The 26,976-nt window shown below is 36.7% G+C and carries 31 protein-coding genes; 21 read left to right on the top strand and 10 right to left on the bottom strand.

Going from position 1 to position 26,976, the window contains the following annotated elements:
• The first annotated feature begins 7 nt into the window (after positions 1-7).
• From IPP61_21865 to IPP61_21940, 16 genes are all read left to right on the top strand, one after another.
• Entirely contained in the window at positions 8-181 is a 174-nt protein-coding gene (locus tag IPP61_21865; GenBank protein MBL0327771.1) for a C4-dicarboxylate ABC transporter, read from the top strand.
• A 126-nt stretch (positions 182-307) separates the two neighbouring features.
• On the top strand, positions 308-1,198 hold the full coding sequence (locus tag IPP61_21870; GenBank protein MBL0327772.1) for a substrate-binding domain-containing protein: 891 nt from the start codon (positions 308-310) through the stop codon (positions 1,196-1,198).
• Between the two features lie 85 nt (positions 1,199-1,283).
• Positions 1,284-3,059 (top strand): hypothetical protein, encoded by a 1,776-nt coding sequence (locus tag IPP61_21875; GenBank protein ID MBL0327773.1) that lies wholly within the window; start codon positions 1,284-1,286, stop codon positions 3,057-3,059.
• A gap of 173 nt (positions 3,060-3,232) precedes the next feature.
• Positions 3,233-3,805, top strand: coding sequence for an adenylate kinase (locus IPP61_21880; GenBank protein MBL0327774.1), 573 nt, complete (start codon positions 3,233-3,235; stop codon positions 3,803-3,805).
• A 113-nt stretch (positions 3,806-3,918) separates the two neighbouring features.
• Positions 3,919-4,911, top strand: a complete 993-nt coding sequence (obgE, locus tag IPP61_21885) for a GTPase ObgE (protein ID MBL0327775.1) — start codon at positions 3,919-3,921, stop codon at positions 4,909-4,911.
• A 125-nt stretch (positions 4,912-5,036) separates the two neighbouring features.
• Positions 5,037-5,408, top strand: a complete 372-nt coding sequence (locus IPP61_21890; protein ID MBL0327776.1) for an NADH-quinone oxidoreductase subunit A — start codon at positions 5,037-5,039, stop codon at positions 5,406-5,408.
• 23 nt (positions 5,409-5,431) lie between these two features.
• Entirely contained in the window at positions 5,432-5,974 is a 543-nt protein-coding gene (locus tag IPP61_21895; protein MBL0327777.1) for an NADH-quinone oxidoreductase subunit B, read from the top strand.
• Between the two features lie 10 nt (positions 5,975-5,984).
• A complete protein-coding gene (locus IPP61_21900; GenBank protein MBL0327778.1) occupies positions 5,985-6,485 on the top strand; it encodes an NADH-quinone oxidoreductase subunit C in 501 nt (166 codons plus the stop codon).
• A gap of 12 nt (positions 6,486-6,497) precedes the next feature.
• Complete coding sequence (locus IPP61_21905) at positions 6,498-7,736, top strand: NADH-quinone oxidoreductase subunit D (protein MBL0327779.1); 1,239 nt, start codon at positions 6,498-6,500, stop codon at positions 7,734-7,736.
• 18 nt (positions 7,737-7,754) lie between these two features.
• Positions 7,755-8,243, top strand: coding sequence for an NAD(P)H-dependent oxidoreductase subunit E (locus tag IPP61_21910; protein ID MBL0327780.1), 489 nt, complete (start codon positions 7,755-7,757; stop codon positions 8,241-8,243).
• Positions 8,243-9,589, top strand: coding sequence for an NADH-quinone oxidoreductase subunit NuoF (gene nuoF / locus IPP61_21915; GenBank protein ID MBL0327781.1), 1,347 nt, complete (start codon positions 8,243-8,245; stop codon positions 9,587-9,589). Before IPP61_21910 ends, nuoF begins: the two co-directional genes overlap by 1 nt.
• Positions 9,590-9,607: 18 nt before the next feature.
• A complete protein-coding gene (locus IPP61_21920; GenBank protein MBL0327782.1) occupies positions 9,608-10,693 on the top strand; it encodes a (2Fe-2S)-binding protein in 1,086 nt (361 codons plus the stop codon).
• An 11-nt stretch (positions 10,694-10,704) separates the two neighbouring features.
• On the top strand, positions 10,705-11,856 hold the full coding sequence (nuoH, locus tag IPP61_21925; GenBank protein MBL0327783.1) for an NADH-quinone oxidoreductase subunit NuoH: 1,152 nt from the start codon (positions 10,705-10,707) through the stop codon (positions 11,854-11,856).
• Between the two features lies 1 nt (position 11,857).
• Entirely contained in the window at positions 11,858-12,415 is a 558-nt protein-coding gene (locus IPP61_21930) for an NADH-quinone oxidoreductase subunit I (protein ID MBL0327784.1), read from the top strand.
• Between the two features lie 2 nt (positions 12,416-12,417).
• Positions 12,418-12,948 (top strand): NADH-quinone oxidoreductase subunit J, encoded by a 531-nt coding sequence (locus IPP61_21935; protein MBL0327785.1) that lies wholly within the window; start codon positions 12,418-12,420, stop codon positions 12,946-12,948.
• Positions 12,949-12,961: 13 nt separating this feature from the next.
• Entirely contained in the window at positions 12,962-13,480 is a 519-nt protein-coding gene (locus IPP61_21940) for a gamma carbonic anhydrase family protein (protein MBL0327786.1), read from the top strand.
• Here the strand turns inward: IPP61_21940 and IPP61_21945 are convergent, their stop codons facing one another.
• The 6 genes from IPP61_21945 to glgP all read right to left on the bottom strand — a co-directional run bounded on the left by IPP61_21945 (position 13,481) and on the right by glgP (position 18,275).
• Entirely contained in the window at positions 13,481-14,191 is a 711-nt protein-coding gene (locus IPP61_21945) for a carboxypeptidase-like regulatory domain-containing protein (GenBank protein ID MBL0327787.1), read from the bottom strand.
• The gene (locus IPP61_21950; GenBank protein MBL0327788.1) at positions 14,188-15,030 is read right to left on the bottom strand and encodes a phosphatidate cytidylyltransferase; all 843 of its coding nucleotides are present in this window, start codon (positions 15,028-15,030) and stop codon (positions 14,188-14,190) included. The genes IPP61_21945 and IPP61_21950 overlap by 4 nt, the downstream gene beginning before the upstream one ends.
• Positions 15,023-15,232, bottom strand: a complete 210-nt coding sequence (locus tag IPP61_21955; protein ID MBL0327789.1) for a DUF2007 domain-containing protein — start codon at positions 15,230-15,232, stop codon at positions 15,023-15,025. The genes IPP61_21950 and IPP61_21955 overlap by 8 nt, the downstream gene beginning before the upstream one ends.
• 1 nt (position 15,233) lies before the next feature.
• Positions 15,234-15,812 (bottom strand): gliding motility lipoprotein GldD, encoded by a 579-nt coding sequence (locus tag IPP61_21960; protein MBL0327790.1) that lies wholly within the window; start codon positions 15,810-15,812, stop codon positions 15,234-15,236.
• 107 nt (positions 15,813-15,919) lie between these two features.
• Positions 15,920-16,387 (bottom strand): hypothetical protein, encoded by a 468-nt coding sequence (locus IPP61_21965; GenBank protein ID MBL0327791.1) that lies wholly within the window; start codon positions 16,385-16,387, stop codon positions 15,920-15,922.
• Between the two features lie 322 nt (positions 16,388-16,709).
• Positions 16,710-18,275, bottom strand: coding sequence for an alpha-glucan family phosphorylase (gene glgP / locus IPP61_21970; GenBank protein ID MBL0327792.1), 1,566 nt, complete (start codon positions 18,273-18,275; stop codon positions 16,710-16,712).
• A 400-nt stretch (positions 18,276-18,675) separates the two neighbouring features.
• Between glgP and IPP61_21975 the strand changes: the two genes are divergently transcribed.
• Positions 18,676-20,544 carry an ABC-F family ATP-binding cassette domain-containing protein gene (locus IPP61_21975; protein MBL0327793.1) on the top strand — a complete coding sequence of 623 codons (1,869 nt, stop codon included), beginning with the start codon at positions 18,676-18,678 and terminating at the stop codon, positions 20,542-20,544.
• A 38-nt stretch (positions 20,545-20,582) separates the two neighbouring features.
• Here the strand turns inward: IPP61_21975 and aroC are convergent, their stop codons facing one another.
• Positions 20,583-21,662 carry a chorismate synthase gene (gene aroC, locus IPP61_21980; GenBank protein ID MBL0327794.1) on the bottom strand — a complete coding sequence of 360 codons (1,080 nt, stop codon included), beginning with the start codon at positions 21,660-21,662 and terminating at the stop codon, positions 20,583-20,585.
• A 3-nt stretch (positions 21,663-21,665) separates the two neighbouring features.
• Positions 21,666-23,015, bottom strand: coding sequence for a BatD family protein (locus tag IPP61_21985; protein ID MBL0327795.1), 1,350 nt, complete (start codon positions 23,013-23,015; stop codon positions 21,666-21,668).
• A gap of 63 nt (positions 23,016-23,078) precedes the next feature.
• Between IPP61_21985 and IPP61_21990 the strand changes: the two genes are divergently transcribed.
• Together IPP61_21990 and IPP61_21995 are read left to right on the top strand one after the other, a co-directional pair.
• Entirely contained in the window at positions 23,079-24,089 is a 1,011-nt protein-coding gene (locus IPP61_21990) for a hypothetical protein (GenBank protein ID MBL0327796.1), read from the top strand.
• Positions 24,090-24,454: 365 nt separating this feature from the next.
• Entirely contained in the window at positions 24,455-24,643 is a 189-nt protein-coding gene (locus IPP61_21995) for a hypothetical protein (GenBank protein MBL0327797.1), read from the top strand.
• Positions 24,644-24,658: 15 nt separating this feature from the next.
• Here the strand turns inward: IPP61_21995 and IPP61_22000 are convergent, their stop codons facing one another.
• Together IPP61_22000 and IPP61_22005 are read right to left on the bottom strand one after the other, a co-directional pair.
• Positions 24,659-25,153: a YcxB family protein gene (locus tag IPP61_22000; GenBank protein MBL0327798.1), complete on the bottom strand. Its 495-nt coding sequence runs from the start codon at positions 25,151-25,153 to the stop codon at positions 24,659-24,661.
• An 88-nt stretch (positions 25,154-25,241) separates the two neighbouring features.
• Positions 25,242-25,658: a DUF4783 domain-containing protein gene (locus tag IPP61_22005; protein MBL0327799.1), complete on the bottom strand. Its 417-nt coding sequence runs from the start codon at positions 25,656-25,658 to the stop codon at positions 25,242-25,244.
• A gap of 102 nt (positions 25,659-25,760) precedes the next feature.
• On the opposite strand from IPP61_22005, the gene IPP61_22010 reads away from it, so the two are divergent.
• Together IPP61_22010 and IPP61_22015 are read left to right on the top strand one after the other, a co-directional pair.
• Entirely contained in the window at positions 25,761-26,261 is a 501-nt protein-coding gene (locus IPP61_22010; GenBank protein MBL0327800.1) for a phosphoribosyltransferase, read from the top strand.
• 73 nt (positions 26,262-26,334) lie between these two features.
• Positions 26,335-26,976, top strand: a complete 642-nt coding sequence (locus IPP61_22015; protein ID MBL0327801.1) for a DedA family protein — start codon at positions 26,335-26,337, stop codon at positions 26,974-26,976.

Raw genomic sequence — 26,976 nt, forward strand, 5'->3', positions numbered from 1 at the left:
AATACTGATGCTTTATGTAATCAGTTTGGGTTACATAGCTTTAGGAGTTTTTGTATTCATAAAAAAATGGTTTCTAACCTACCTTGATGATCTCACGGCTGTGATGTTAGGAATTTTATTCACGGCCTATGGTGCATTCAGGTTGTTCAGAGCATATCAATCATCTAAAGAGGAGCATTAAAGCTCCTCTTTTTTTTTACATAATAATCCACATCAAATTCTTGAAAAAATTATTCACTAAATATTTAGTTGATTATTGCATTTCTTATTTTATTTTTGCTCACGTAATACTTTTAGCACCAAAACAATGAAAAATCTAAAGTCTTTATCACTTGTATTTTTTCTACTGGCGGTATTGTTAAGTTGTGACAATAAAAAACCAATCATTAACGAAGGAACTGTAAAACTGGCAATAGACGAATCATTGTGGCCGGTAAGTGAAGCCTTGATTCAATCATACAAGGTTCATTACCCTAAAACCAATTTTATTCCAATAATAGTACCCGAAACCAAAGGGATAAAAATGCTTTTTGATGATAGTGTTACACTGGCTATCACAACCCGGGGATTTAATTCGGAAGAGCTTCGGGTAATGAAATCAAGAGAAGTTAAATATATTCCGGCTCTTTGCGGACTAGACGCTGTGATGCTTGTTACAAGTAAATCTTTTCCAGACTCTTCAATTTCTCAGGAAAAACTCAGGTATATGCTTACTAGTCCCGATTCAAAAACTGAGCTTATTTTTGATAAAGCCGCTTCTTCCAATTACAACACAATTGTCGAAAAATTAAAAATAAAAAATGTAAATCTTAAAAATGTTTATTCTGCAGACGGAAACCTTCAAGTGCTCAATGAAGTTAAAAAACATCAAAACGCAATCGGTTTTCTTGGATACAATTGGGTAAGTGACGAAGACAATTATGATAGCCAAAAATTGTTGGAAAATATAAAAATATTAGCCGTTGGGGATTCTACCGGGAAAAAATTCGCTAAAGCAACCTGGAAAAATATCAACAAAAGAATTTACCCTTTTGAGCGATATGTTTACATGCATACTATGTCAAAAAGCTGGGGAGTAGAAAATGGTTTTATCAGGTTTAGTTGTGCAAAAACAGGCCAATTGGTCATCGAAAAAATAGGTTTGATCCCTTATTATCTAATTCCTAAAGAGTTTTTTTTAGAGAAAAAACCTATTTAAAAAATAAAAAATATCCTTAACAAATCATTAGTAAAATTAAAAACAGGTGTTTCGTCTAATTACCAAAATTTAAATTTATTAAAAGATGGCTTTTACAATTGACCAAGATGCATTAAATTGCACCTCCGAAACTTTAAAATCGGAATCAGACAATCTTATTACTGTTGAAAAAATGATTAAAACTATTGTAAGAACTTACGCTTTGGCTGCAATTATTTTAGCTTCGCTAAATTTAAATGCCCAAACCATTGAGCAAGTTGAGAAGCAGCTTGACGCTGAAAGATTTACTGCGGCGACAAAAGCTATCACCGATCTTGCTGTTGCCAATCCTACTCCTGAAAATTTATTTTTCAAAGGATATACCATTTTGAAGAGTCCTGGACTAAATGCCGAGACTATTAAAATGGCTCAGGCTGCTTTTGAAGCAGGACTTGCTGCTGACAAAAAAGGCAGCCCAATAAATCAGGTTGGCTTGGGTATGATAAAACTTGCGTCGAAAGATATTAATGGTGCAAAAGCTATTTTTGAGCAAGTAAAAAAAGACACAAAACTCAAAAATACCGATGTACTTTACAGAATAGGTGAGGCTTATACAATGTTTAGCCATGCATCTGACCCAGGTGAAGCTATCATTAATATAGACATGGCAATTGAAAAATCAAAAGCCAAAGACAATCCTGAATATTATATAGTAAAATCAGATGCTTTCATGCTTAAAAATGAAGGTGGCGATGCAATGAATGCTCTTCAATATGCTGAAAAAACCGGTAAAAAGCTTGGTAAAGTATATGCCGGAATGGCAAAAGTATGGCTTCAGGGGAAAAATTATAATGAAGCTGAAATAGCTATTGCCAAAGGTATAGCTGCAGACCCAACACATGCTCCGATATATAAATATGAAAGCTCGCTTTTTCAAAGTAGAGGAAAATGGAATGATGCGGCAGCATCTGCTAAAAAATATCTGGATAATTCTGACGGAGATTGTAAAGCAAAACTTAGATATGCAAAACTTGCGTTTGTATCTAAAGATTATAAAAACGTTAAAAATACCATAGAAGAGATAAAAGATTGTAGTACTGATCCATATGTATATCGTATGAAAGGAATAATGAGCTTTGAGGAAAACGAGCCGGCAAAAGCGATTGAATTTTTGGGCATGTTTATCAAAAACCTCCCGGAAGATGAAAACCCTGCAATGGACTATGGATTTACCGGGCGTTCTTACTTCAATCTTCCAGGTGAGGGTGAAGTTAGAAACTTAAATGATTCTTTGGGAATAATTAACATTGAAAAAGCAATTTCTTTGGGCGACACTACTTTTAATTATTGGGGTGATCTCACAAGTAAGTATGTCAAAGCAAAAGACTATGTGAATGCTGCCAAATATGGAGAGAGAGAAGTAGTAGGAAAGAAAAAGCCTTTAGCCTCAGAATTAGCCAGATTGGGTACTTATTTTGCCGGAGCAAGAAACTGGGCTAAAGCCGATGAATATGTAACCAAGGCTCTGGAAAAATATAACAATACTTGGCCTGCAGGATATGCATTGAGTGCAAGATTAAAATCATACCAGGGAGATTCCACCTATAAAGCCAACTTTGGCTCGGCACCCTTATATGAAAAATATCTTGAGGTACTAGGTGAAGGAAAAACTGATCCTAAAAATGCCAAAGATGTAAAAGACGCCCTGAAATATTTGGCAGGAAAAGAGTTTCAGGTTTCTAAAAACCTAACAAAAGCAATAGAATATCTTGAAATATTTTTGAAACTTGAGCCAGAAAACGAAGAGGTTAAAAAACAAATTGAAATTATCAAAGCAACACCGGCAACTACTGGAGTCAGCTCCCCGGGTGGCGGACAATAAATCTTGAATAAGTTATATTAAGAGAGTCAAGTACATTGACTCTCTTATTTTTTTTATGGCAATCCAAACAGAATTTTACCTATATTCTTGAAAAATATTATAATCTTTTTATAAGAATAATTATATTTATAGAAAATTTCATTCTTTTAACCTTCGAAAGAAAAAACTTAGATATGTACAATTTAGTAATATTTGGTCCTCCGGGTGCCGGCAAAGGTACACAATCAGAAAAAATAATTAAAGAATTTAATCTGGCTCATATTTCCACCGGTGATATGTTTAGAATGCATATTTCAAATGATACCGAAATTGGAAAAAAAGTAAAACAAATTCTGGCTGATGGCATGCTTGTTCCTGATTCTATTACAATAGAGATGCTTGAAGAAGAAGTCACCAGAAATCCCGATGTTAAAGGTTTTATTTTTGACGGTTTTCCAAGAACTGTTAATCAGGCGGAAGCTTTGGATATTTTTCTCGCAGGAAAAGGTGAAAGCATAAATTTGGTCCTTCAACTTGATGTAAATCAGGAAGTTATTAAAGAAAGAATTGCAGAAAGACAAAAAATCAGTGGACGGGCTGACGATGATGCCGATAAACTGGTAAAAAGAATTGACGAATATTTTACAAAAACTATTCACGTGCTGCCTTTTTATGAGAATCAGGGTAAAGTAACAAAAGTCAATGGAATAGGTAAAATTGATGAAATCTTTGAAAATATATCAAAAGCAATAAAAAGTAGCATGTAAAGAGTATTTTCTTAAAAAAATACACCAAAACTTCGGTCTCAACCGGAGTTTTTCTTTTTTAATATCTTCTTATAAACTAATTAAGCTAATTTTGCAGAAAAAATACATATTAAATGACTTCGAATTTTATTGATTACGTAAAAATCAACCTAAAGTCTGGTAATGGAGGGAAAGGGTTTACTCATTTTAGGAGAGAGAAATTCGTTGATAAAGGTGGACCAGATGGTGGTGACGGTGGTAGAGGCGGGCATATCATCCTGAGAGGTAACAAACAACTGTGGACATTAATCCATCTGAAATACCAAAAACATATCAAAGCTGATCATGGTGAAACGGGTGGAAAAAGTAAAAGTAGTGGAAAACAAGGCAAAGATGTATATATAGATGTACCATTGGGTACTATTGCGAAAAATCCAGAAACCGGTGAAAAAATGGCCGAAATTATCGATGATGGTCAGGAAGTTATAATTCTTCCGGGTGGAATGGGTGGCTTGGGCAATTACCATTTTAAGACCTCCACCAATCAGGCACCCGAATACAGCCAACCGGGCATTGCTGGTCAGGAAATATGGGTAATTTTGGAACTTAAGCTTCTGGCTGACATTGGTCTGGTTGGATTCCCAAATGCCGGGAAATCAACGCTTTTATCAACCATATCAGCTGCCCGTCCTGAAATTGGAGATTATCCTTTTACAACTTTAGTCCCTAATTTGGGAGTTGTTCAATATCGGGATTTTAAATCATTTGTTATGGCTGATATTCCGGGCATCATTGAAGGAGCTTCAGAAGGTAAAGGACTTGGTTTAAGATTTTTACGCCATATTGAAAGAAACTCAAACCTTCTGTTTTTAATCGACAGTTCGGCACCAAATCCATTGAAAGAATACAAAACTCTTGTCGATGAATTGGAAAAGTTTAATCCCGAACTCCTGGATAAAGGCAGGATATTGGCTTTCTCAAAATTAGACCTGATTAATGTAACTATCAGAAAAAAAATAGAGAAAAAATTACCTTCCGGACTCCCATATGTATTTTTCTCTTCTAAAACCGGGGAAGGCATTTTGGAGCTTAAAGATTTAATTTGGAATTCTTTGAATGAAAACTGACATTTTTTTAAACAAAACTCTTTTTTAATTGTATTATAAAAATGAAAAAACAATGGTTTGAATAATCATTTCGATTTATTTGATTCTATGTATATACATCGTAATTTTGCATAAAATTTAACAATATGGAAGGCTTACCTCAAGATTACATTCCTTTAATAATACAATTTATTGTGGCTCTGTCCTTTGTTGGAGTAACAATATTTGCCACAAGTGTTTTAGGACCCCGATTAAAAAGCAAAAGAAAAGAAGATCCATTTGAATGTGGAATAGAAAGTAAGGGTGATGCAAGATTCCCTTTGAACGTCCGCTATTTTTTGGTAGCTATTTTATTCGTACTTTTTGATGTTGAAGTAATTTTCATGTACCCCTGGGCGGTGAATTTTAAAAAACTTGGTTGGTTTGGTTTTTCAGAAATGCTCCTTTTTGTAGGGTTTTTGATGGCTGGTTTTTATTATATTATAAAAAAAGGCGTCCTAAACTGGGACGAAGATTAAGAAATCCTTTATTATTGAAAGGTATGAGCAAAATAAATATTGTGGATGCTCCTGAGGGCTTTGAAGGTTCAGGTTTTTTCGCAACGTCACTAGACAAAATAATTGGACTTGCCAGAGGAAACTCTCTCTGGCCGCTGCCATTTGCAACTTCCTGTTGTGGCATTGAATTTATGGCTACTATGGGGTCGCACTATGACATTTCGAGATTTGGTTCTGAAAGACCGAGCTTCTCCCCGCGTCAGGCCGACATTTTGATGGTTATGGGTACAATTGCCAAAAAAATGGCCCCCGTTGTAAAACAAGTTTACCTGCAAATGTCGGAACCACGGTGGGTGATGGCTGTTGGTGCATGTGCCTCATCAGGAGGTATATTTGATACCTATTCTGTATTGCAAGGCATTGACCGTGTTATACCGGTTGATGTATATGTTCCGGGGTGTCCTCCCCGACCAGAACAAATCATAGATGGTTTGATGCAGATACAGGAAATAGCTAAAAATGAGCCTCTAAGAAGAAGAAACACACCGGAATACCGAGCACTTCTCGAATCATATAATATCCTATAATTCGATAAAAATGATACAGAATCAGGAACTTGTTGAAGACCTTGTGGGTCACTTTGGAGAAAGAGTCTTTGCATTTGAAGAACCCTATGGCCTGCTTTCATTTTCAACCTCGCCAGATTATCTTTTGGAGTTAATTTGCTATTTAAAAGATCACAAAACGTTTAAATTCAACTTCCTGACTGATATCACAGGCATACATTTCCCTGACAACAAAGATTTGGAATTTTGTGCCGTTTATCATCTTCACAGTTGGGAAAACAATGTTAGAATCAGAATAAAAGTTTTTATGCCTGAAAACAACATTGAAGTGCCTACGCTCACAGGGATTTTTGTAGGTGCCAATTGGATGGAAAGAGAAGCTTTTGATTTTTATGGAATAAATTTTTTGGGTCATCCAAATCTAAAAAGAATTCTTAATATAGAAGAAATGGATTACCATCCTATGAGGAAGGAATATCCGTTGGAAGATGCAACACGAAATGATAAAATTGATGCCCTTTTTGGTAGATAATTAGAATTGATGATGGAAAAACAAATTTTGGCTCCCAAAAATGTAAGTGATGCATTAGCCCTGAATGTCCCTATGGAGGACGAAAGAGAGCTGCACACCATGAATTTTGGCCCTACTCATCCAGCCACCCATGGTATTTTCCAAAATATTCTGACCATGGACGGTGAAAAAATTGTCTCATCAGAACAAACCGTAGGATACATACACAGGGCATTTGAGAAAATTGCGGAAAGGAGACCTTTTTACCAGATAACTACCCTGACTGACCGAATGAACTACTGCTCATCTCCCATTAACAACTTTGGATGGCACATGACTGTAGAAAAGCTGCTGGGAATTACAGTACCCAAAAGAGCTGAATATATCAGAGTGATTATGATGGAATTGGCGAGAATTTCTGACCACCTCATTTGTAACTCTATTTTGGGAGTAGATACTGGTGCTTACTCAGGTTTTTTGTATGTAATGCAGGAAAGGGAAAAAGTTTACGAAATATACGAAGAAGTTTGTGGTGCCAGACTGACCACCAATATGGGTCGGATCGGAGGTATGGAAAGAGACCTATCACCTACCGCTATCAAAAAGATTAAAGATTTCGTCAACAACTCCATGCCTAAAGTTATGAAGGAGTTTGAAGAGCTTTTTGTAAGAAACAGGATATTTAGAGATCGTACCATCGACGTAGGGCCAATAAAAGCTGAAAGAGCAATGGAATACGGCTTTACTGGCCCCAACCTCAGAGCGGCTGGCATTGACTATGATATTAGAATAATGGAGCCCTATTCTTCTTATCAGGATTTTGAATTTGAAATTCCTGTGGGTCATAATGGCGATACTTTTGACAGATTTATGGTGAGAAACTCTGAAATCTGGGAAAGTCTGAAAATAATAAAACAGGCGATAGACAATCTACCGGAAGGTGCTTATTATGCCAATGAAAACCATTATTATCTACCTCCCAAAAAGGATGTTTACAGCAAAATGGAAGCCCTGATTTATCATTTTAAAATCGTAATGGGCGAAATTGATGCTCCGGCAGGAGAGGTTTATCATGCAGTAGAGGGTGGAAACGGAGAGTTGGGATTCTATCTGATTAGCGATGGAGGCCGCACACCTTATCGTTTACACTTCAGAAGACCGGGATTTATTTATTATCAGGCATTTCCTGAAATGATTGAAGGTTTGACCGTTTCAGATATTGTACCAATAATGAGTAGTTTAAATGTAATTGCAGGCGAGTTGGACGCTTAATATTTTTCAAGAAAAAACATGTCCGAAAAAATAGAATTTACAGAAGACAGATTAAAAAAAGTTGAGGAGATAATTGGCAGATACCCAGCAGATAGAAAAAAATCTGCTTTACTGCCAGTATTGCACCTGGCTCAGGAACAGTATGGGTGGGTTAGTTCAGCTACAATGGATTATGTAGCCGGATTATTGGATTTACAACCTGTAGAAGTATATGAGGTTGCCACTTTTTATACCATGTTTCACCTGGAGCCTGTCGGAAAACATGTAATTGAATATTGCAGAACAGGCCCTTGCAGCACCATGGGAGGTGAAGATGTGTATGACCATCTGAAACAAAAATTAGGAATAAAAAGTAACGAAACGACCAGCGATGGTCTATTCACTTTGAAAGAAGTTGAGTGTCTTGCTGCTTGCGGATGGGGACCCTGTTTCCAGATACGAGAAAAGTATTATATGCATCTTGATAACCAAAAAATTGACGAAATAATCGAAGATTTAAGTAAATAATGGCTTCAGATATTAAAATATTAACCGACAAAATCAACATTCCGGGAATTGAAACTTTCGAAGTTTACCGTAAAAACGGTGGCTATGCCGCTGTGGAGAAGGCAATAAAGAAAATGTCCCCCGATGAAATTGTTGAAGAAGTAAAGAAATCGGGAATCAGAGGTCGTGGGGGTGCAGGTTTTCCTATGGGAATGAAATGGAGTTTTCTTGCTAAACCTGAAGGTATTCCCAGATATCTAGTTTGTAATGGTGATGAATCTGAACCAGGAACATTTAAAGATCATTATTTGATGAAAAACATTCCTCACTTATTAATTGAGGGTATGATTGTATCGAGTTTTGCTCTGGGAGCCAACAAATCATTTATATATGTCAGGGGTGAACTCATGTATGTGATAAGGATTTTAGAGAAAGCCATAGAAGAAGCTAAAAATGCAGGTTTTCTTGGAAAAAACATATTGGGTTCAGGTTATGATCTGGAGTTGGTAGTACAACCTGGTGGGGGTGCTTATATTTGTGGAGAGGAAACCGCTCTGCTCGAATCACTGGAGGGAAAACGTGGAAATCCAAGAAACAAGCCTCCATTTCCAGCAATAAAAGGCCTTTATCAATCCCCTACAGTTGTAAATAATGTAGAATCAATTGCTACTACATCCTGGATTATTAATCACGGAGGAGATGAATATGCAAAACTGGGTATAGGTAGAAGTACGGGAACTAAACTTATTTCCGCTTCAGGTCATGTAAAAAAGCCCGGAGTGTATGAAATTGAGTTGGGATTGCCAGTCGAAGAATTTATCTATTCTGATCAATATTTAGGCGGAATAAGGGAAGGACATCAACTGAAAGCAGTAGTTGCCGGAGGATCTTCTGTACCTATTTTACCTGCCAACCTCATAATGAAAACTGCAAATGGTGAACCGAGGTTAATGTCCTACGAATCCCTCTCCGATGGTGGATTTGCGACAGGTACAATGCTGGGATCAGGAGGTTTTATTGCAATGGATGAAACTACCTGTATCGTAAGAAATACCTGGAATTTTTCACGTTTTTACCATCATGAGTCTTGCGGGCAATGTTCTCCATGCCGCGAAGGTACCGGTTGGATGGAAAAAGTATTGCATAAAATAGAGCATGGCCATGGAAAAATGTCAGATATTGACTTGTTGGTAGATGTGGCCAAACGAATTGAGGGGAACACTATATGTCCATTGGGTGATGCAGCTGCGTGGCCGGTAGGAAGTGCAATAAGACATTTCAGAGATGAATTTGAATGGCATATTACCCATCCTCACGAAGCTACTCAAAAAGGTGCGGTTTTTATGAATAAAAGCATTCTGGTTTAATTTTTTTATAGAATATTGATGGAAGCTACTCAATTAATAAAAGTAACAGTTGACGGAAAAACGGTAGAAGTGCCAGTAGGTACTACTATAATGGAAGCAGCCAGAATGATTGGTCCTGAAGTGGCCCCTCCTGCCATGTGTTATTATAAACCACTGAAAGGTTCCGGAGGAAAATGTCGTGCATGCCTGGTTAAGGTTGCTCAAGGATCTGAAAAAGATCCAAGGCCCATGCCTAAACTTGTTGCTTCGTGTATCACTCAGGCTCAGGATGGAATGGTAGTTGAAAACTTCAGCAACCCTGATGTAGTCAATGCAAGAAAAGGAATTGTGGAATTTCTTTTAATCAATCACCCACTGGATTGCCCCGTTTGTGATCAGGCCGGCGAATGTCACTTGCAGGATTTTGCATTTGAACATGGTTTGGGGACTACCCGCTATGATGACGAAAGAAGGACTTTTGAACCTGAAGATATTGGCGATAAAATTCAATTAAATAAAAATCGTTGTATTCTATGCTATAGATGCGTTTACACCGCCGAACAGATTACTGATAGTCGTGTTCATGGGGTAATGTATCGTGGTGATCATGCCGAAATCAGCACATATATCTCAAAAGCTATCGAAAATGACTTTTCAGGAAATGTTATAGATGTGTGTCCCGTAGGGGCTCTTACTGATAAAACTTACAGATTTAAGAGTAGAGTTTGGTTTTCAAAACCCGCCGATGCCCATTGTAATTGTGACAAATGCTCAGGAAAGGTAAACCTATGGTATAAAGGTGATGAGGTAATAAGAGTAACAGCCAGAAAAAATCAATGGGGTGAAGTAGAAGATTTTATTTGTAATGACTGCAGGTATGAAAAGAAGAAAACCAGTGACTGGGTTATTGAAGGGCCTACAAAAATCCCAAGACATTCGGTAATATCGGCCAATAAATATGCAGCCAACACAATTAAAAAACCTGAATTTGCAATGGATTTTGCAGCTCATAACTTTAAAGAAATTGATGATAACCGTGATTACAATAAATCATTGGAAGAAATCAAGAAAAGTGGAGATTACAAAAATCTTATGAACAAAAACAAAGCATTATTAAGCAAATAAACAATTTCTAAATGGATATTGTACTTTTAGTAAAAAGCATACTGATCATAACCATATTCGCTTTGAGTCTGGGAATTGCAGCCTATGAAACTTATTTTGAAAGAGTAATAGCAGCATTTATTCAGGATAGAGTTGGGCCAGACAGAGCCGGACCATTTGGACTATTACAACCATTGGCTGACGGTGGTAAGCTTTTTTTTAAGGAGGATTTCGTTCCTACCATGGCCGACAAATGGCTCTTTATATTAGGTCCGTCTATTTCAATGTTTACTGCCTTAATGACCAGCGTTGTAATCCCTTTTGGGGATACTTTCAGCATAAAGGGTCAGTTAATTGAAGTGCAGGGAATGGATGTCAACATTGGCATTTTATGGGTTTTTGGGGTGGTATCTTTAGGTGTATATGGTATTTTAATTGGAGGTTGGGCCTCTAATAACAAATATTCACTTTTTGGAGCAATCAGGGCAGCTTCACAAAACATTTCATACGAATTGGCCATGGGCATAAGCCTTTTGGCAGTAATTCTGGTTTCTGAGTCTCTTTCGATAAGAGATATTGTTACACGTCAACATGGTATCAACTGGAATGTATTTCACCAGCCTTTGGGATTTATGTTATTTTTAACATGTGCTTTGGCCGAATGTAACCGAACACCTTTTGATTTGCCGGAATCTGAAAATGAACTTGTGGCAGGATACCATACCGAGTATGGCTCCATGAAGCTGGGATTATATTTGTTTTCAGAATATATCAACATGTTTATCTCCTCTGCAGTAATCGCAAGCTTGTATTTTGGAGGTTTTAACTACCCGGGAATGGATTTCATCCATGAATTTTTGGTGAAAAATACCGGAAGTGTACTGGGGCACAATTTGGCAACAGCAATAGGAATAATAATATTTTTCCTGAAAACGTTTTTCTTTATTTTCGTCTTCATTTGGATCAGATGGACACTGCCTCGTTTCAAATATGATCAACTAATGAATCTTGCCTGGAAATGGATGCTTCCACTTTCAGTAGCCAATCTTATCATTGAAGCTGCAGCAGAACTAACTCCTATGCCTTTCCTTGCCAGTTGGGTGGGTCTTGCCATATTAGCTTTGGGTTATGTAATTTTCAGGCCATTATTTTTTAAAAAGAATTTAAAACAAAATTTGCAATAAAATGCAACTGACCAACAGATCAAAAAAGACCGACAAATCAGATTTAAGTCTGCTTGAAAGGACCTATTGGCCAGGCGTGGTCAAAGGAATGGGCATCACTATAAAGCATTTTTTTTCAAAAAAAGCTACCATTAGATACCCTGAACAAAAAAGATACCTGGGGCCGGTCTTTAGGGGACATCATATTTTGAAAAGAGATGAACTAGGACGAGAAAGATGTACCGCTTGTGGTCTATGTGCCGTGGCTTGCCCTGCTGAAGCCATCTCAATGGTTGCTGCTGAAAGGGTCAAAGGTGAAGAAAAACTGTACAGAGAGGAAAAATATGCCGCCAGCTATGAGGTGAATATGCTACGTTGTATTTTTTGTGGACTTTGTGAGGAGGCCTGTCCAAAACAAGCTATATATTTGCGACATGATAAGTTTGTGCCCGTATTTACGAGCCGCGATGAGGTGATTTACGGTAAGGACATATTGGTAGAAGATTTAAATGACCGATACGAAAGAGATGCCTGGACAAAAGAAGAAATGTCCACTCTCTGGAAAAAACAAAAGGATTAAAAATGCAATATATTGAAATCTTAAAACATCTGAGTCTTGTCCAGTGGGCATTTTATTTTTTGTCAATCACTACATTATTTGGTGCATTAGGTGCTGTTATGTCAAAAAATACGATTCATAGTGTTTTGTATTTGGTATTGACCTTCTTTAGCATTTCCGGAATTTATATCATGCTAAATGCCCAGTTTCTGGCAGCAGTAAATATTATTGTTTACGCTGGAGCCATTATGGTATTGTTTATTTTCGCAATCATGTTTCTGCATTTAAAAGGTGAGCACCATGGCTTTGGCGATAATACTATTTTCATTTCAGCATTGACAGCAGTTGGTATTTTGGGTGTTATTTTAGTTTTAGCTATAAAAAAAGCAGAACATGTAAGAGTAGATATCAATAATTTCAATCCGAAAATAGGTTTAATAGAAAATTTGGGTGATGTGCTTTATAAAAAATACATGCTTCCGTTCGAGTTGGTTTCAATCCTCTTCCTGATTGCTATGGTAGGAGCTGTATTATTAGCAAAAAAAGACAAATAAACTATTTTCAGAAATGGCACTGATTTTACCTGTTAAAGAAAAAAGCCCGCAATACGGAGAAAACTGCTGGTTTGCACCTAACGCCACATTGGTGGGTGACATAAAAATGGGAAATGATTGTACGGTTTGGTTCAACGCCGTAGTCAGAGGCGATGTAAATTCAATAATAATGGGCAACAGGGTAAATATCCAGGATGGAGCCATTATACACTGTACTTACCAAAAAACTGTTACCACAATCGGCAACAATGTAAGTATCGCACATAACGCCATAGTACATGGTTGCACCATTGAAGACGAAGTACTCATTGGAATGGGGGCAATAGTAATGGATGGAGCTGTAATAGGTAAAAACTCAATTATAGGTGCCGGAGCCATTATAACACAAAATACAATTGTACCCCCAGGAACAATTTGGGCCGGAAATCCTGCAAAATATATCAAAGAAGTATCCAAAGACCTCGGTGAGGTATTTATGCGTACAGCCAATAATTATGTGATGTATTCTGAATGGTTTAAAGATCCATCCTGATTAATCTTTACTATTTAGTATTTGCTCCCTTGAACCTTTTTCATTTGTGACAAAACCGCCTTTTTTCCAGGTTTTATCTGTCAATAAGCCCGATTTTACTGTTTTTATAAAGTTCAGCCACGAAGTAGGATTTGTAAATGGATTCACCGTGTACTGTTTCTGATTTTGAAGATGCATCAATTGCTGATCCATGGCATATCTGTAATTGCCAACACTCCCCATTGACTGCGTAAGAGCAAGCATATTGATTTGTTGAGAAGAATAGTTTTTCTCGATAGCTTCCCGTTCTTTTGCATCCGGCAACTCCATTTCAAGGAAAGCAGTCTTAAATTCTTCCTCTGTACGGAACGGATATACTCTCACCTCTTTCAGCAATTTTGCATCAATTCTTAACTCAACCACCGCAGAATAATTGAGGCCAACATGTTTTGGAATGATATGAAATTGCTTTTTAAATCCTAAATAAGAAAACAAAATTGAATCTCCCGGAAAAACATCGATTATAAAATACCCCTTGCTGTTGGTGAACACTCCCCTGCCTGCTTTGTCGTTGATTACATATGCCCCTGCAAGCGGCTCATCATTGCTACCATCAATCACAAAACCCGAAAAAGTTACGTTTTTCTTTTCACCTTGGGCCTGGGCTTGATTATAAAAAACCAAACCGGCAACCAGAGTCAATAATGATATTTTTAAGATAATATTTCTCAATTTAGTAGTTCATAGAGTTTTAAAAAACTTATAATAAATGGCATAGAAAGCAAAAGTCCGTCGAAACGGTCAAGAAAACCACCATGACCCGGTATCAAACTGCCTGAATCTTTGATGTCGATGCTTCTTTTAAAAAGAGACTCTACCAAATCGCCAAGTGTACCAGTTATGACAATTATCACCGCCACCATCAACCATTCTTTGGTGTCTAGTACATCAACATACCTCGAAAAGATAAACGCCGCCAAAATACCGAATATTGCCCCACCGATAAATCCTTCCCATGTTTTCTTGGGCGAAATCCGCTCAAATAACTTTCTTTTTCCAAACAACATTCCTGAAAAATAAGCTCCCGAGTCATTGACCCAAAGAATAATCAGGATACCAACAGGAAGCATTGGCCTGAAAATACCCTCCCAGAAGGTCAGTTCCATCAATAAAGCAAAAGGTAAGGCTACATATATGGTACCCAGAAAAGTGTAACCAAGGTTTTCAAATGGTCTCGGATCTTTCTTGCGATATAATTTTATAAAAAATGTTAAAGTTAATAAAGGCACTATCAAATAGTAACTTTCAAAGCCTATGGTGTAGGTTTCGACCAGATAGGTAATTGTAATAATACTCGCTCCGCAAAAAGTGCCATAAAGCTTAAGTGGAAGGCTGCCATTCATGCCTAAAAGTTTATAAAACTCATATTGCGTCAAAACCGAGATTGCCAGAAATATAAACCAAAATGAATTGGGACTATACAAGATGGATCCAATTACCAATGGTGCCCCAATGAGTGCGGCAACTACCCGTTGAGTAAGATTTGATTTACTTTTTAAATTTTTAATCATCTATTCTAAATTCATTTACAATCACTTGAGCCAATTCGGCTTGATTTTCAGGAACTTTTATTTCGACCAATCCTAAAAAGGGATAATTATGATCAACTTTGTCTAATATCACTGCTTCGATACCCTGACTTTGAAGCTCATTTTTTATAAGCTCAGCACTTAGCCTTTCTTTGTCTTTCAAAATGGTTACCCAGGTACTCATATTATTTATTCCATTTTAAGGTTTCCAAAATGTGATAACTGTCTTTTTTCAAATATTCAACCACAGGAGCGAGAGAGTCGTTAAAAGTGGCCATATTGAGATATACTGCCCCCCTTAAATAATGCTTACTGGTGTCGGTTGCATAAAATTGCATATGACTTGGCACTTCGCCTTCAATCTCAATCACAACTGCATTTTTTCCATTGGGAAGTTTTACTATTTTTTCGGTTTGGGAGGTGGCTCTTACCTGATGCTTTGAAGCCAGTTTGTATGCATCAGCTACATGTTTGTCAAGCTTATTAAGGTCTCCATTGAGAGGCTTGTAGGTAAACTGAATCTTTGCATTGAGCTCCGGATAATCCACAATAATCCAGAATGGCTCAGCACCGGTAGTGACATCCGGCTTCACAATGGCATGTTTAGAGACTTCAAAATGATAAGGGTATTTACCCTCTAAAACCTTGTATTCGTGTGAAGGTAGCTGTAAGCGGGGATAACCTTTAGGTTTGGGATAAAAAACCGTGCTGCCTCCACATGCAAAAGCCCCAATGGCCACAAAAACAATAAACAGATACCTCATCAAGGGCATTTTTTGTTAATTAGCAAAGATAAGTTTTTTTAGGGAGATTGAAAAAATAGATGAAGGGGAATTAAATTCGATAATATTATATTTAAAAAGAAAACTATTTATTGATCAAAATCCCAACTGTGAGACCAATTTATGAATTGACAATTCGGATTAACTTTTAAAACGGCCGATTTAAAATCATCAAAATTTTTATAAAATAACCTTGGCAAAAACCTAAAATTTACTTCTTCACCGAAATTATTTAAGTATTTTACTTTCCAAAGATTCATATTATTTATTGAAGTCATAGTTAATTTAACCACTCTAATATTTTTTATTGGAATTACATCGTGCTTATTGAAGGAAGTTTTATATAAATTAACAGAGTCATATTCAATTTCTGAAGAAGAGAATTGTAAATAACTAATAAATAATAGGGCAATTGAAATAATCAAAAATTTAAAATTGTAGATAACATCATTTTCAGTTTTTTCTGCTTCTGTAAAAAAAACCAAAGTAAAAAAAACCGATAATAAAAAATTTAATAAACCCCAAATTTTTAAGTAAGAAGAAATTCTTTGTTTCATAAGTAACTCGCATTAATTGAAAGGTTTTTAAAGATGATCTCCTTTTTTTCAATTGAATAAGAAAAATCAGCAATTGGAGCAGGGATTTCTTCTTTACAAGAAAAAATAAGAAATGTTATTATGATAAATAACTTATGAAATTTAAGGAAAATAGGCGGAAATTTAGTCATTTCTTAACTTTTGTGTTTGTTTTCTGGTTTTCAAATATAAACATGTTTCATATAACCTCAAAATATTTACAAAATCAATTGATATATTTGCAATTCCACAAAAAAAGCCGAACCCTCACGAGCCCGGCTATTTATAAGATTCTAATTATAAATTAATTATACATTTTATTGTAATATTCATCTGCCATACGGTCTGAGTCAAAAAACTCATTGACGTCGTTCATGCTTTTGAGGACCATCTGGTTCCAGTCAGCAGGAGAATTGTAATACATCGGAAGTATTTTGTTTTCAATCAGATCCAACATGTTTTCCATGTCGGTTTTATCTCTCAGTTGGTCGTCATGTGCAGGTGCCACCGGAGCTAGAAAAGAATTGGTATCGTTGGAAAACTCACACACCCAGCCGTCAAAAGTGGTAAGGTTAATCGAGGCATTCATGGCGGCAGTCATTCCTGATGTACCCGAGGCCTCACGCGTAACCACAGGGTTATTAAGCCACACATCGGAACCGTCTTTGAGCAATTTTGAAAGCTTAAGTTCATAGCCAGTCAAAACTGCCATATTGGGATAGAGATGGCTGGTATAGAATAGTCTATTAAAAATATCAATGGCCGAAAAATCAAATGGATAAGGTTTTCCCGCCCAAATAATCTGAATTTTATTGTTTTTCATCAGGCGATCAAAGCGTTCTAAATCTCTGGTAATCAGGTCGGGGCGTTTATAACCAGCAAACCTTCTTGCCCACACGATGGTCAAAACCTCAGGGTCAAATATTTTCCCTACCTGGTCAGCCACTTCGGCAAAAAGTCGTTTTTTAAGTTCAGTTTTTCTTTCGGCTATTTTCTTTGTATCTGCTTTAAGCCTTGCTTTTTCCAATGATTCATCTACCCAATATTTACGATTTTGAGCATTAGTCACATGGTCTATTTCACAAATTCCCACTTCATGACCCCACATTTGTCGCGAAACTTCACTGTGTAGCTTGGACACACCATTGGCTTTCCGGCAAGTTTTCAATGCTGCCAAAGAATGATTAAAAATATTGTTTCTGACACCCATCGCCTCTGCGACTTCGTGTGGATTAGCCTCACCGAAAAATCCCATGTATTGCAAAAAATGAAAATCATGCTTCTCATTTCCGGCTTCTTCGGGAGTATGGGTTGTAAATATCAGTCGGTCTTTGATTTTCGCCAGGCTTTTTTCCTTGGCCCAAAGATGAAAAATAGCCGAAACCGCATGGGCTTCATTGAAATGGTAAATGTCAGGCTGCAATCCGGAAAGCTCCAGGAATTTCGCACCACCCAAACCCAAAACCATACCCTGGGCTACTTTAAGCTCCATTTCCTTGTCATATAAATGATAAGAAATAGAACGTGCCCACTCACTATTACCATCGGTATCGGTAGTCAGAAAAAACATAGGAGCCGAGCCAAAAGTATTGGCAGGAAGGTGATAAACCGCCACCCATACCGGCTGATTTTTAATTACTAACTGAAATCTGATTTTGGTATCCTGTAAAAAACTATATATATGCTCTCTGAAAAAAACCTGCAGGCTGTTATCGGCTTTTCGCCTTTGCTCATAGTAGCCAAACTTCCACAACATCCCGATTCCTATCAGGTTTTGCTTGAGATCAAAAACACTCCGCATGTGCGAGCCGGCCAGAAAACCAAGTCCGCCGGAATAAGTTTTTAGTGATTGGTCAATGGCAAATTCCATCGAAAAATAGGCCACCGACTTATTGTATTCGGGATTTATTTTATATGGGAAAAGTGTATTTTTGTTTATCATAAGAAGTATTTTTTTAAAAGTTGCGAATTTAATTAAAAAACGTTTTTTTACAGTACAAAAAGTACTATTTAGATGCTTAAATCCAATTCTTTATCTAAAATCAAACAATAATTAAGGTAAAAACTAAAATATTCTCAAAGAAGTACAATTTTGCTTTTTTTGAAAATAAAATGGAATCAGTAAAGCAAAAAAGATTACTTTATTAAACCTGATGTACCTGCCTGTCAACAGTATGCTGGTTCACCGCCTGACAAAGCAAATTATTCTGTAATCCATGTTTTTAATAAATATAAATCCCTGCCAAAAATTTATGACGTAAATTTGCCCCATGAATTATTTATCAGCAGAAAATTTAGGACGAAATCTTGGGGAAAGATGGTTGTTTAAAAATCTAACATTTGGAATCCTTCAAGGCGAAAAAGTGGCATTAATAGGCACAAACGGTTGCGGAAAATCCTCTTTACTCGATGTTATCGCCGGTCTGATTGCCCCTGATGAAGGAGTAATGAGTATCAGAAAAGAACTAAAAGTGGGGTATTTGAACCAAAATCCTCATTTTTTGCCAACAAGTACTGTTCTCGAAACATTGTTTTCATCAAAAAACGAAACCACCGAAGCAATAAAAAACTATGAAAATGCTATAGTTCACAACGACATTGAGGGTATTTCTCTATATACAGAGCGTATCACTGAGCTCGACGGCTGGGATTATGAATCAAAAGTGAAGCAGATTCTGGGCAAACTGGGAGTTCATGATTTTGATAAACTCATGGGCGAGCTTTCAGGCGGACAACAAAAGCGTGTTTCACTTGCAAAAGTCCTGATTGAAGAGCCTGATTTCCTGATCATGGATGAGCCAACCAACCACCTTGATCTCGACACTATCGAATGGCTAGAAAATCACTTGTCCTCGAGTAACACTACATTATTTTTGGTTACCCACGACAGGTATTTTCTTGATAAAGTCTGTAACCGCATCATGGAGCTGGTCGATTCGAAAATGTACCGATATGTGGGTAATTATGCTTATTTTCTGGAGAAAAAAGCCGAAAGAGCTGAAATAGAAGCTGCCACGCTCGACAAAGACAAAAGCCTGCTGAAAAAAGAACTGGAATGGATGAGACGCCAACCCAAAGCCAGAACCCATAAAGCAACCTACAGAGAAAACGCTTTTTATGACTTGAAAGAAAAAACTTCAGGAAAACGCAACGACGACAAACTGGAGCTAAGTGTAAAATCGGAAAGAATTGGCAATAAAATTATTGAAATTCAACATGTTAGTAAATCGTATAACGACAAAGTCATTGTTAAGGAATTTAATTATACTTTCAAAAAAGGCGATAGAATAGGTATTGTTGGTAAAAACGGAATGGGTAAATCCACACTTTTGGGCATGATTAACTCCGAAATAAAACCCGACATGGGTAAAGTGGTAAAGGGCGAAACCATAAAAATCGGGTACTATAAACAAGATGGTCTTGAATTTGAACCAGAGCAAAAAGTAATAGAAAGTGTACGTGAAATAGCAGAATTTATCAAAATGGGTGATGGCCGTGAAATAAGTGCCTCCGCATTTCTGACTCTCTTTTTGTTCCCTCCTGCTGTGCAATATGCCAGTATCGCCAAGCTTTCGGGCGGTGAAAAAAGAAGGTTGCAGTTATTGAAAGTGCTGATCGAAAATCCCAATTTCCTGATTCTTGATGAACCTACCAATGATCTTGATATCGCGACGCTCAATGTTCTGGAGGAGTTTTTGATGGGTTACGGAGGGTGTTTGTTGGTGGTGAGTCACGACCGGTATTTTCTGGATAGAATAGTGGACCATACTTTTGCTTTTGAGGGAGATGGCGTCATCAAAGATTTTCCGGGTAATTACACCGATTACCGTATTTGGCTCGAAGAAACTGCTAAGCAAGCCAAAAAAGATAAAAATCAGGCACAAATTGCCCCCTCCCCAACTGTCGAAGCCGATATTACTCCCAAAAGAAAACTTTCTTTTAAGGAAAAAACAGAATTTGATACACTAGAAAAAGAGATACCAAAACTTGAATCGATTAAAGCCGATTTTACCGAAAAACTTTCATCGGGTACTTTGACATTTGACGAAATAGCAGAAATATCAAAAAAACTGGAAGATACTGTCAATGCCCTGGAAGAAAAAGAATTGCGTTGGCTGGAGTTGAGTGAATGGGTGTAAGCAAAACTCTTCTCAATCGAATATTATAGCCGCCTTGCTCAAATCCTACTCCCCTTGGCTCTCAACATAAAATCAACCAAAACCAATGCCGACATAGCATCAACAATAGGTACTGCTCTAGGTAAAACACATGGATCATGACGGCCTTTGCCAGATACGGTGACTGTTTCGCCTGCTTCGTTTACGCTGTTTTGGTCCACCATGATGGTCGCTACAGGCTTAAAAGCCACTTTGAAATAAATATCCTCCCCATTTGAGATTCCGCCCTGAATTCCTCCTGAGTGATTGGTTTTGGTTCTTACTATTCCATTCTCATCAGTAAAAAACTCATCGTTGTGCTGAGATCCCAAAAGGTTTACCCCTTCAAAACCACTCCCATATTCAAAACCTTTCACGGCATTGATACTCAGCATGGCTTTACCCAACTCGGCGTGGAGTTTATCAAATACCGGCTCACCCCAGCCTGCGGGAACGTTTTTAATGACTCCCGTAATCACTCCTCCAATAGAGTCTCCATTTTTTCTTATCTGGTCGATATAGTCAAACATCGTTTGTGCCATTTCAGCATCAGGACATCTTACTGGGTTTGATTCAATGAGGCTCATATCGAGCTCCTGATAGCCTTTTTCAAGCTTCAATGCTCCAACTTGCGACACATAAGAATAAATCTCAATACCAAAATGAATAAGCACCAACTTTGCCAAAGCACCAGCAGCCACTCTGGCGGCGGTTTCGCGTGCTGAGCTTCGTCCGCCACCACGGTAATCTCTTACTCCGTATTTGGTACTATAGGTAAAATCGGCATGAGAAGGCCTGAATTTATCGGCAATATGACCGTAATCTTTGCTCCTTTGATCTTCATTAAAAATCACGAGTGCTATAGGTGTACCTGTAGTTTTACCTTCAAAAACACCGGAAAGGACTTCAAATCCATCTGCTTCCTGGCGTTGGGTGGTGATTCTCGACTGACCTGGTTTTCTCCTATCCAATTCACTTTGAATAAATCCGGCGTCAAATTCTACCCCGGCAGGGCAACCATCTACAACTACACCAATGGCCTTTCCGTGTGATTCTCCAAATGTCGAAATCTTAAATATCTTTCCGTATGTACTGCTCATTTTCTAATTTTTCTTTTTCAAAATATATAAAAACACCAATACCATAGCCGCCACTAAAAAATTGGCCAGGTATTTGGCTATTTTCTTTAAATTAAACGATTGACTATCAGTACTTAATTTTTCTATTCCCCAATAAATATCATTTTTTATTTCTGAACTGGTAGAAATTGTACTTCCTGAAACAGAGATACTTTTATTTGAAACCAAAGTATCATACTTTTCTTTAAAAACGTCAAAATAAATCAATCTGAACACATTTCCCAAATCATAATCACCTGATGTTTTGGGTAAAATTTTATATGAAAATATCCGGTTTCCGGTTAAGCTTCCGGCAGATTGATTAATTTTTGATTGATTGAGGTAAAAGTCAAAATTCTGATCATTGCTGATGTCACCCGGGCTTACTGTTTTAAAATTTGCCTCTCCGTCAATTCTAAGCTGATATTCAAAGCTTTTACCTGTATTTTGATCTTTTCCTCCTTTTACTTGTTCTGAAAGCCTCAAAATTCCCACAGGTACTTTTTCTTTTAATGGATGCTCTGGTAATGTTTTAACCGAAATCTTCTTTTCATTCGACTTCAAAACCATATTTGACCATTTTCCAGCCGTCTTTTTTTGCATATTCAGAACTTGCCCGCCTATTCTAATGTCCTTAGGATTTAAAGGATAAAAAACCACATCCATCAATCCATAATAAGTGTACATTTTTTCCCGAACCTGCACTTTCTTACCTATGATATTTGAAATCACTACCCTACTTTCCAGACAACCCTCAGGCTTAATTCTTTTGTACAAGGCTTCAACCTGACTTCCAATGTCTGGCGGAAATTGCCATTCTGTAGTTGTATTATCAGATAAATATAAACCCAGACTTACCTTAAACCCCTGCCCAACATATACATCACTTTCAGAACACTCAAGAACAAAGTCCACTTCTTCTATCTCAATGTCTTTCTCGGTTGCCTGGTCTTTGATTGAAATTGCCTCCAGGACTGTCCCCTCAAATTTTTGAGATTTACCATTTATTTCAATATTAAAAGCCGGCACTATTATTTTCCCGGGGCTTTCAGCGATATAAATCTGGCTCACTTGATGTAAGCTAACATTTTTATTATTCTTTCTAACCTGGGAATGTTTAATGGAGCGATTACCTTTTTTCAGTCCTTTTAGGTCGGGAAAATCACCCACATCATACTGTTTATCGTTTGAAATTTCGACTACGAGCTCAAACTCAGCCGGTAATTCGAGGTTTTTATTTTTAAATTCAATTTTGACCTCACTATTATTTTGTGAAAATCCGGGAAGGCAATTCCATATCAATAAAAATAATATTTGGAGAAAACGGCGTTTCATTTTACAAAAATAGCACTCATTTTCTAGTAAACTTATTATTATTGTCAAACAATCACATTTAAGATGTACAAAATTCTTTTCCTTTCTTTATTCTTTTTTCTAAAAAATGCCGTGGCTCAGGTGGAAAATATAAAACTTCCTGATGCACATTCCATTCGTGCTATGGATGTAAGTCCTGACGGAACTTTCTGTATTTCAGGAAGTAAAGGGGCTATCTATAAGTTAGAGGGAAAATCCTGGGTCAATTATTGTCCCTCTGAATTTAAAGATTATGATTTCAGAGGAATAAGCATTTTATCAAAAACCACTCTTATTGCCATGAGTGCAGGAGAAGGTGAAAATGGAAAAGCATTTTTGCTAAAATCAACAGATGCGGGCAAAAATTGGAAAAAAGTATTTCAAGATTCAACCAAAGGGGCATTTTTTGATACAATCAAATTTTTGCATGATAAAGATGGCTGGCTTTTGGGTGATCAAATTAGTGGTAAACCATACCTCAGAAAGACCACTGACGGAGGTGAAACATGGCAAAATGTAGAAACTGACCTTACATTATTTGAAGGAGAAGCCTCATTCGCAGCGAGCAATTCCTGTATAGCTCTCAATAAAAAAAATGTATGGTTTACGACGCAAAACCGGATATTTTTCTCAAAAAATAAAGGCAAATCATGGAAAATCTTAACGACGCCGTTTGTAAAAACTGAGTCAAAAGGAATATTCGGTATATTTTTTAAGGATTCCAAAAATGGAATTGCTGTAGGGGGTGACTATCTAAATGAAAGCGAAAAAACACTTCAGCTTGCAATTTCAACCGACGGCGGCAACTCATGGGATATCAAAAATCAGGAAGTTGACCAGGGAGTAAGTGAAAGCGTTGTATTTGTCAACAACAAATTGGTGGTTATATCAGGCACAAAAGGAATAGTTCTAAAAGATATTTATTCCAAAAAATCTACAAAAATTTCAGATGGAATATTTCATGTGGTTAAATGCCATTCTAACAGTTGTATTGCAGCGGGTGCCGGTGGCAATACCTGTTTTTTCGAAATAAATCCAAATCTTCTTCAACATTGAACCGTTACTTTTCAGAAAATATTGCGTCTTAAATCATACAATTGAATTTTTTTATACATTTGACTCAAATTGAATTCGATAAGTAATTTAGGTTAAACTTTATGCTAGTATTTCAGATAGTTTTCCCTTGATTTTTTTCGTGCCAATTTTTTGAAACTTGTTTTAAGTAAAATTTAATATTTTGAAAAAAAATGCTCTATTTCGAGGTTTAATGAATAAAAATCTCAGAAATATAATATTTTCAGAATATAAATTGCTTAAAATAATATTCGAAATTTCCTGATTATTTTTCAAAAAAAGTAAAAATTAATGTTGGCATTTATTTTGCGGTTTATCCGTTAAATAACAGATTCTATTATATAAAAATGCAGCACCTCCCAAAAGTTTTTATTCCGGCCCAAGACATATCCAAAGTAATGGAAATGAGTAAAGACGTGTTTACAAACGAAGAAGAACTTCATTTTCTGAAGTCATGTCTTTACTATCTTATGGAAGGGGTAAGCGTGGAACACGCCATTGACATGGCCATGATTGACTATCTCATTGACCTCTAAAAAATATTGCCGGTTTTAAGCCGGCAATAAATTTTTCCTTTTAAGTATAGATTCAAAAAGCTTCTGATCGTGATCAGCATTGAAAACATTGAAACCAAAGTGCAAAAACTGTCCACGGCCAATGTGTAAATAATAGCCCGAATCATCTTTTTCGGCCGACTGAATGGTATCCCATTTTACAATCCCTCCTTCTTTTTGATTCATTTTTACCAAAATCTGTCTGGAGTCTATTTCGTAAGAAAACCGTTCAAACATCTGTTTGTTTTGATCTAATGTAGTTGCTGCATAAAACTGAAAATACCAGAATGCTACATAAAGTGCACCTCCGATAATGGCCGTAATCATGATCCACCAGTTTTTATAAACTCCCGTAAAATGTACTCCCATCCCGATCAAAGCAACAGCCAGTGGTATCAAAAGCCATATCCAGGCTTTTTTCATATGAAGAAAAAATGCCTTTTTGATATAAAGTTTTTTATCTAGAGCGAATTTTTTAGTTTTGACAATCATCTAAATCTGTTTTTTATTTTCACACAAAAATAAAAAAAAAGGCCCGGATACTTTCCGAACCTCTCTAAAATATATTATTTTTTTAATTTCAGCTTTTTTTCAATTGAAGTGTATTAACTAAGTATTTGTCCCCCTTTGTTTTTTTAATGAGCATATACACCAGATAATCACTTTTTTTACTGTGATAATTGCCTATACAATATTTCAATTCTGCTGAGTTATTGCCTTGATAAACATAAGAAAATGAAACCGGCGGGTTTTTCTTAAAAAATGAATTCAGAATCAACTGAGCCTTTTGGGCCGGAATATTTTGGTATTCAACTCTGTCGCCGTCAATAATGAGCTCGATCTCTTTGTCGAGGCAGCCCACCAATTGTTCTGAGCTGCCGGTTCGAAATGACTGACCCACAATACTCGAGATATCGTTAACATTGAGTTTTCTTTCTCTGTAACTACTTGTGCCTATCAAAGTCACAATGGCTATTAATCCTACAATATACTTCATGGTTAAAATGTGCTTGTTTTGTTTTATATTTGCTATCCTTATGGTTATAGATGGTAAAACAGAAACTATGCCAGAAAGACACAGTTTAAAAGAAAATTGAATATGGATTCGAGATTGTGGGATATAGAAAAAACCCTTCAGAAAATAAAAAGGATAGCTTTTGAGATTTATGAGCAGAATTTTGAAGAAAAGGAAATCATTTTGGCCGGAATAGCAGGTCAGGGATATAATTTCGCTGTGATAATAGGTCAATATTTATCCGAAATTTCAAATCAGAAAATAACCTTGGCCAAACTCGCTTTAGATAAATCTCAGGCTGTCCAACCTGACATTAAAATTGAGTCAGATGTAGATACTTTTGAAAACAAAACCATAATAATTACCGACGATGTGCTCAACACAGGCCGCACTTTGGCGTTTTGTCTGAGACCATTTTTGAGTATTCCTACAAAAAAAATCCAGGTGGCTGTATTGGTTGACCGGAACCACCCCCAATTTCCAATATCAGCCGATTATGTGGGATATGCATTGTCAACCACTATTTCTGACCACGTAAAAGTCTCACTATCAAACAACTCAGACCAAGGGGTGTTTTTATTTTAATGATTTTTTTTAAAATTTAACTTTTCATTAAAATTGCCTCTTTATATTTACAAAAATTCCTAAACAGTTCTTTGTGGATCAGATCATAGACTTTTTCAATTATATCATGAACTCCGAGGAGATAATCCAGACTGGAGGCTTACTTGCTATTATTCTGATTGTCTATATCGAAAATGGTCTTTTCTTTGGATTTTTCCTTCCGGGCGACTATCTATTATTTCTTTCAGGCGTGTTTGCATCTACGCATTTGCTTGAAGTTACCTTCTTTACTTTATTTTTCGGAATTTTTCTTGCTGCCGTGGCGGGTACCTTTACCGGCTATATTTCAGGGAGGTTTTTTGGAGACCAAATCCAAAACCGCAAAGACTCTCTTTTTTTTAAACAAAAATATATTGAACGTACACGTAAATATTTTGAAAAGTATGGTAGCCGGACACTGATCATTGCAAGGTTTTTACCCATAGTGCGTACTTTTGCTCCAATATTGGCTGGCTTGGTCAAAATGAATTTCCTGAGATTTACCCTTTACAATTTAATTGGAGGGTTTATTTGGGTTCTATCTTTGGTTGGAAGTGGTTATTTTTTGGGGTTAAAATTTCCCTGGCTTATCGAATACGTGCACTACATTATTATTTTCTTTTTAGCAATAACCACTTTTACAGTAATCAAGGGTTATTTCAACGCCAGAAAATCAATTGAAGAAACCGAAGATTGA

It is taken from the genome of Cytophagaceae bacterium, assembly GCA_016722655.1.
Classification (GTDB): Bacteria; Bacteroidota; Bacteroidia; order Cytophagales; family Spirosomataceae; genus Leadbetterella.

Bases quoted from the DNA above. Each gene is read 5' to 3' on its own strand.
- IPP61_22005 (MBL0327799.1), bottom strand. From the start codon at position 25,658: ATGAAGTATATTGTAGGATTAATAGCCATTGTGACTTTGATAGGCACA.
- IPP61_21990 (MBL0327796.1), top strand. From the start codon at position 23,079: ATGTACAAAATTCTTTTCCTTTCTTTATTCTTTTTTCTAAAAAATGCC.
- nuoF (MBL0327781.1), top strand. From the start codon at position 8,243: ATGGCTTCAGATATTAAAATATTAACCGACAAAATCAACATTCCGGGA.
- IPP61_21935 (MBL0327785.1), top strand. From the start codon at position 12,418: ATGCAATATATTGAAATCTTAAAACATCTGAGTCTTGTCCAGTGGGCA.
- IPP61_21910 (MBL0327780.1), top strand. From the start codon at position 7,755: ATGTCCGAAAAAATAGAATTTACAGAAGACAGATTAAAAAAAGTTGAG.
- IPP61_21960 (MBL0327790.1), bottom strand. From the start codon at position 15,812: ATGAGGTATCTGTTTATTGTTTTTGTGGCCATTGGGGCTTTTGCATGT.
- IPP61_21950 (MBL0327788.1), bottom strand. From the start codon at position 15,030: ATGATTAAAAATTTAAAAAGTAAATCAAATCTTACTCAACGGGTAGTT.
- IPP61_21890 (MBL0327776.1), top strand. From the start codon at position 5,037: ATGGAAGGCTTACCTCAAGATTACATTCCTTTAATAATACAATTTATT.
- IPP61_21880 (MBL0327774.1), top strand. From the start codon at position 3,233: ATGTACAATTTAGTAATATTTGGTCCTCCGGGTGCCGGCAAAGGTACA.
- obgE (MBL0327775.1), top strand. From the start codon at position 3,919: ATGACTTCGAATTTTATTGATTACGTAAAAATCAACCTAAAGTCTGGT.
- IPP61_21975 (MBL0327793.1), top strand. From the start codon at position 18,676: ATGAATTATTTATCAGCAGAAAATTTAGGACGAAATCTTGGGGAAAGA.
- IPP61_21900 (MBL0327778.1), top strand. From the start codon at position 5,985: ATGATACAGAATCAGGAACTTGTTGAAGACCTTGTGGGTCACTTTGGA.
- IPP61_21875 (MBL0327773.1), top strand. From the start codon at position 1,284: ATGGCTTTTACAATTGACCAAGATGCATTAAATTGCACCTCCGAAACT.
- IPP61_21870 (MBL0327772.1), top strand. From the start codon at position 308: ATGAAAAATCTAAAGTCTTTATCACTTGTATTTTTTCTACTGGCGGTA.
- glgP (MBL0327792.1), bottom strand. From the start codon at position 18,275: ATGGAATTTGCCATTGACCAATCACTAAAAACTTATTCCGGCGGACTT.
- IPP61_21865 (MBL0327771.1), top strand. From the start codon at position 8: ATGCTTTATGTAATCAGTTTGGGTTACATAGCTTTAGGAGTTTTTGTA.
- aroC (MBL0327794.1), bottom strand. From the start codon at position 21,662: ATGAGCAGTACATACGGAAAGATATTTAAGATTTCGACATTTGGAGAA.
- IPP61_21905 (MBL0327779.1), top strand. From the start codon at position 6,498: ATGGAAAAACAAATTTTGGCTCCCAAAAATGTAAGTGATGCATTAGCC.
- IPP61_21955 (MBL0327789.1), bottom strand. From the start codon at position 15,232: ATGAGTACCTGGGTAACCATTTTGAAAGACAAAGAAAGGCTAAGTGCT.
- IPP61_21995 (MBL0327797.1), top strand. From the start codon at position 24,455: ATGCAGCACCTCCCAAAAGTTTTTATTCCGGCCCAAGACATATCCAAA.
- IPP61_21930 (MBL0327784.1), top strand. From the start codon at position 11,858: ATGCAACTGACCAACAGATCAAAAAAGACCGACAAATCAGATTTAAGT.
- IPP61_21895 (MBL0327777.1), top strand. From the start codon at position 5,432: ATGAGCAAAATAAATATTGTGGATGCTCCTGAGGGCTTTGAAGGTTCA.
- IPP61_21965 (MBL0327791.1), bottom strand. From the start codon at position 16,387: ATGAAACAAAGAATTTCTTCTTACTTAAAAATTTGGGGTTTATTAAAT.
- IPP61_21985 (MBL0327795.1), bottom strand. From the start codon at position 23,015: ATGAAACGCCGTTTTCTCCAAATATTATTTTTATTGATATGGAATTGC.
- nuoH (MBL0327783.1), top strand. From the start codon at position 10,705: ATGGATATTGTACTTTTAGTAAAAAGCATACTGATCATAACCATATTC.
- IPP61_22000 (MBL0327798.1), bottom strand. From the start codon at position 25,153: ATGATTGTCAAAACTAAAAAATTCGCTCTAGATAAAAAACTTTATATC.
- IPP61_21920 (MBL0327782.1), top strand. From the start codon at position 9,608: ATGGAAGCTACTCAATTAATAAAAGTAACAGTTGACGGAAAAACGGTA.
- IPP61_21940 (MBL0327786.1), top strand. From the start codon at position 12,962: ATGGCACTGATTTTACCTGTTAAAGAAAAAAGCCCGCAATACGGAGAA.
- IPP61_22010 (MBL0327800.1), top strand. From the start codon at position 25,761: ATGGATTCGAGATTGTGGGATATAGAAAAAACCCTTCAGAAAATAAAA.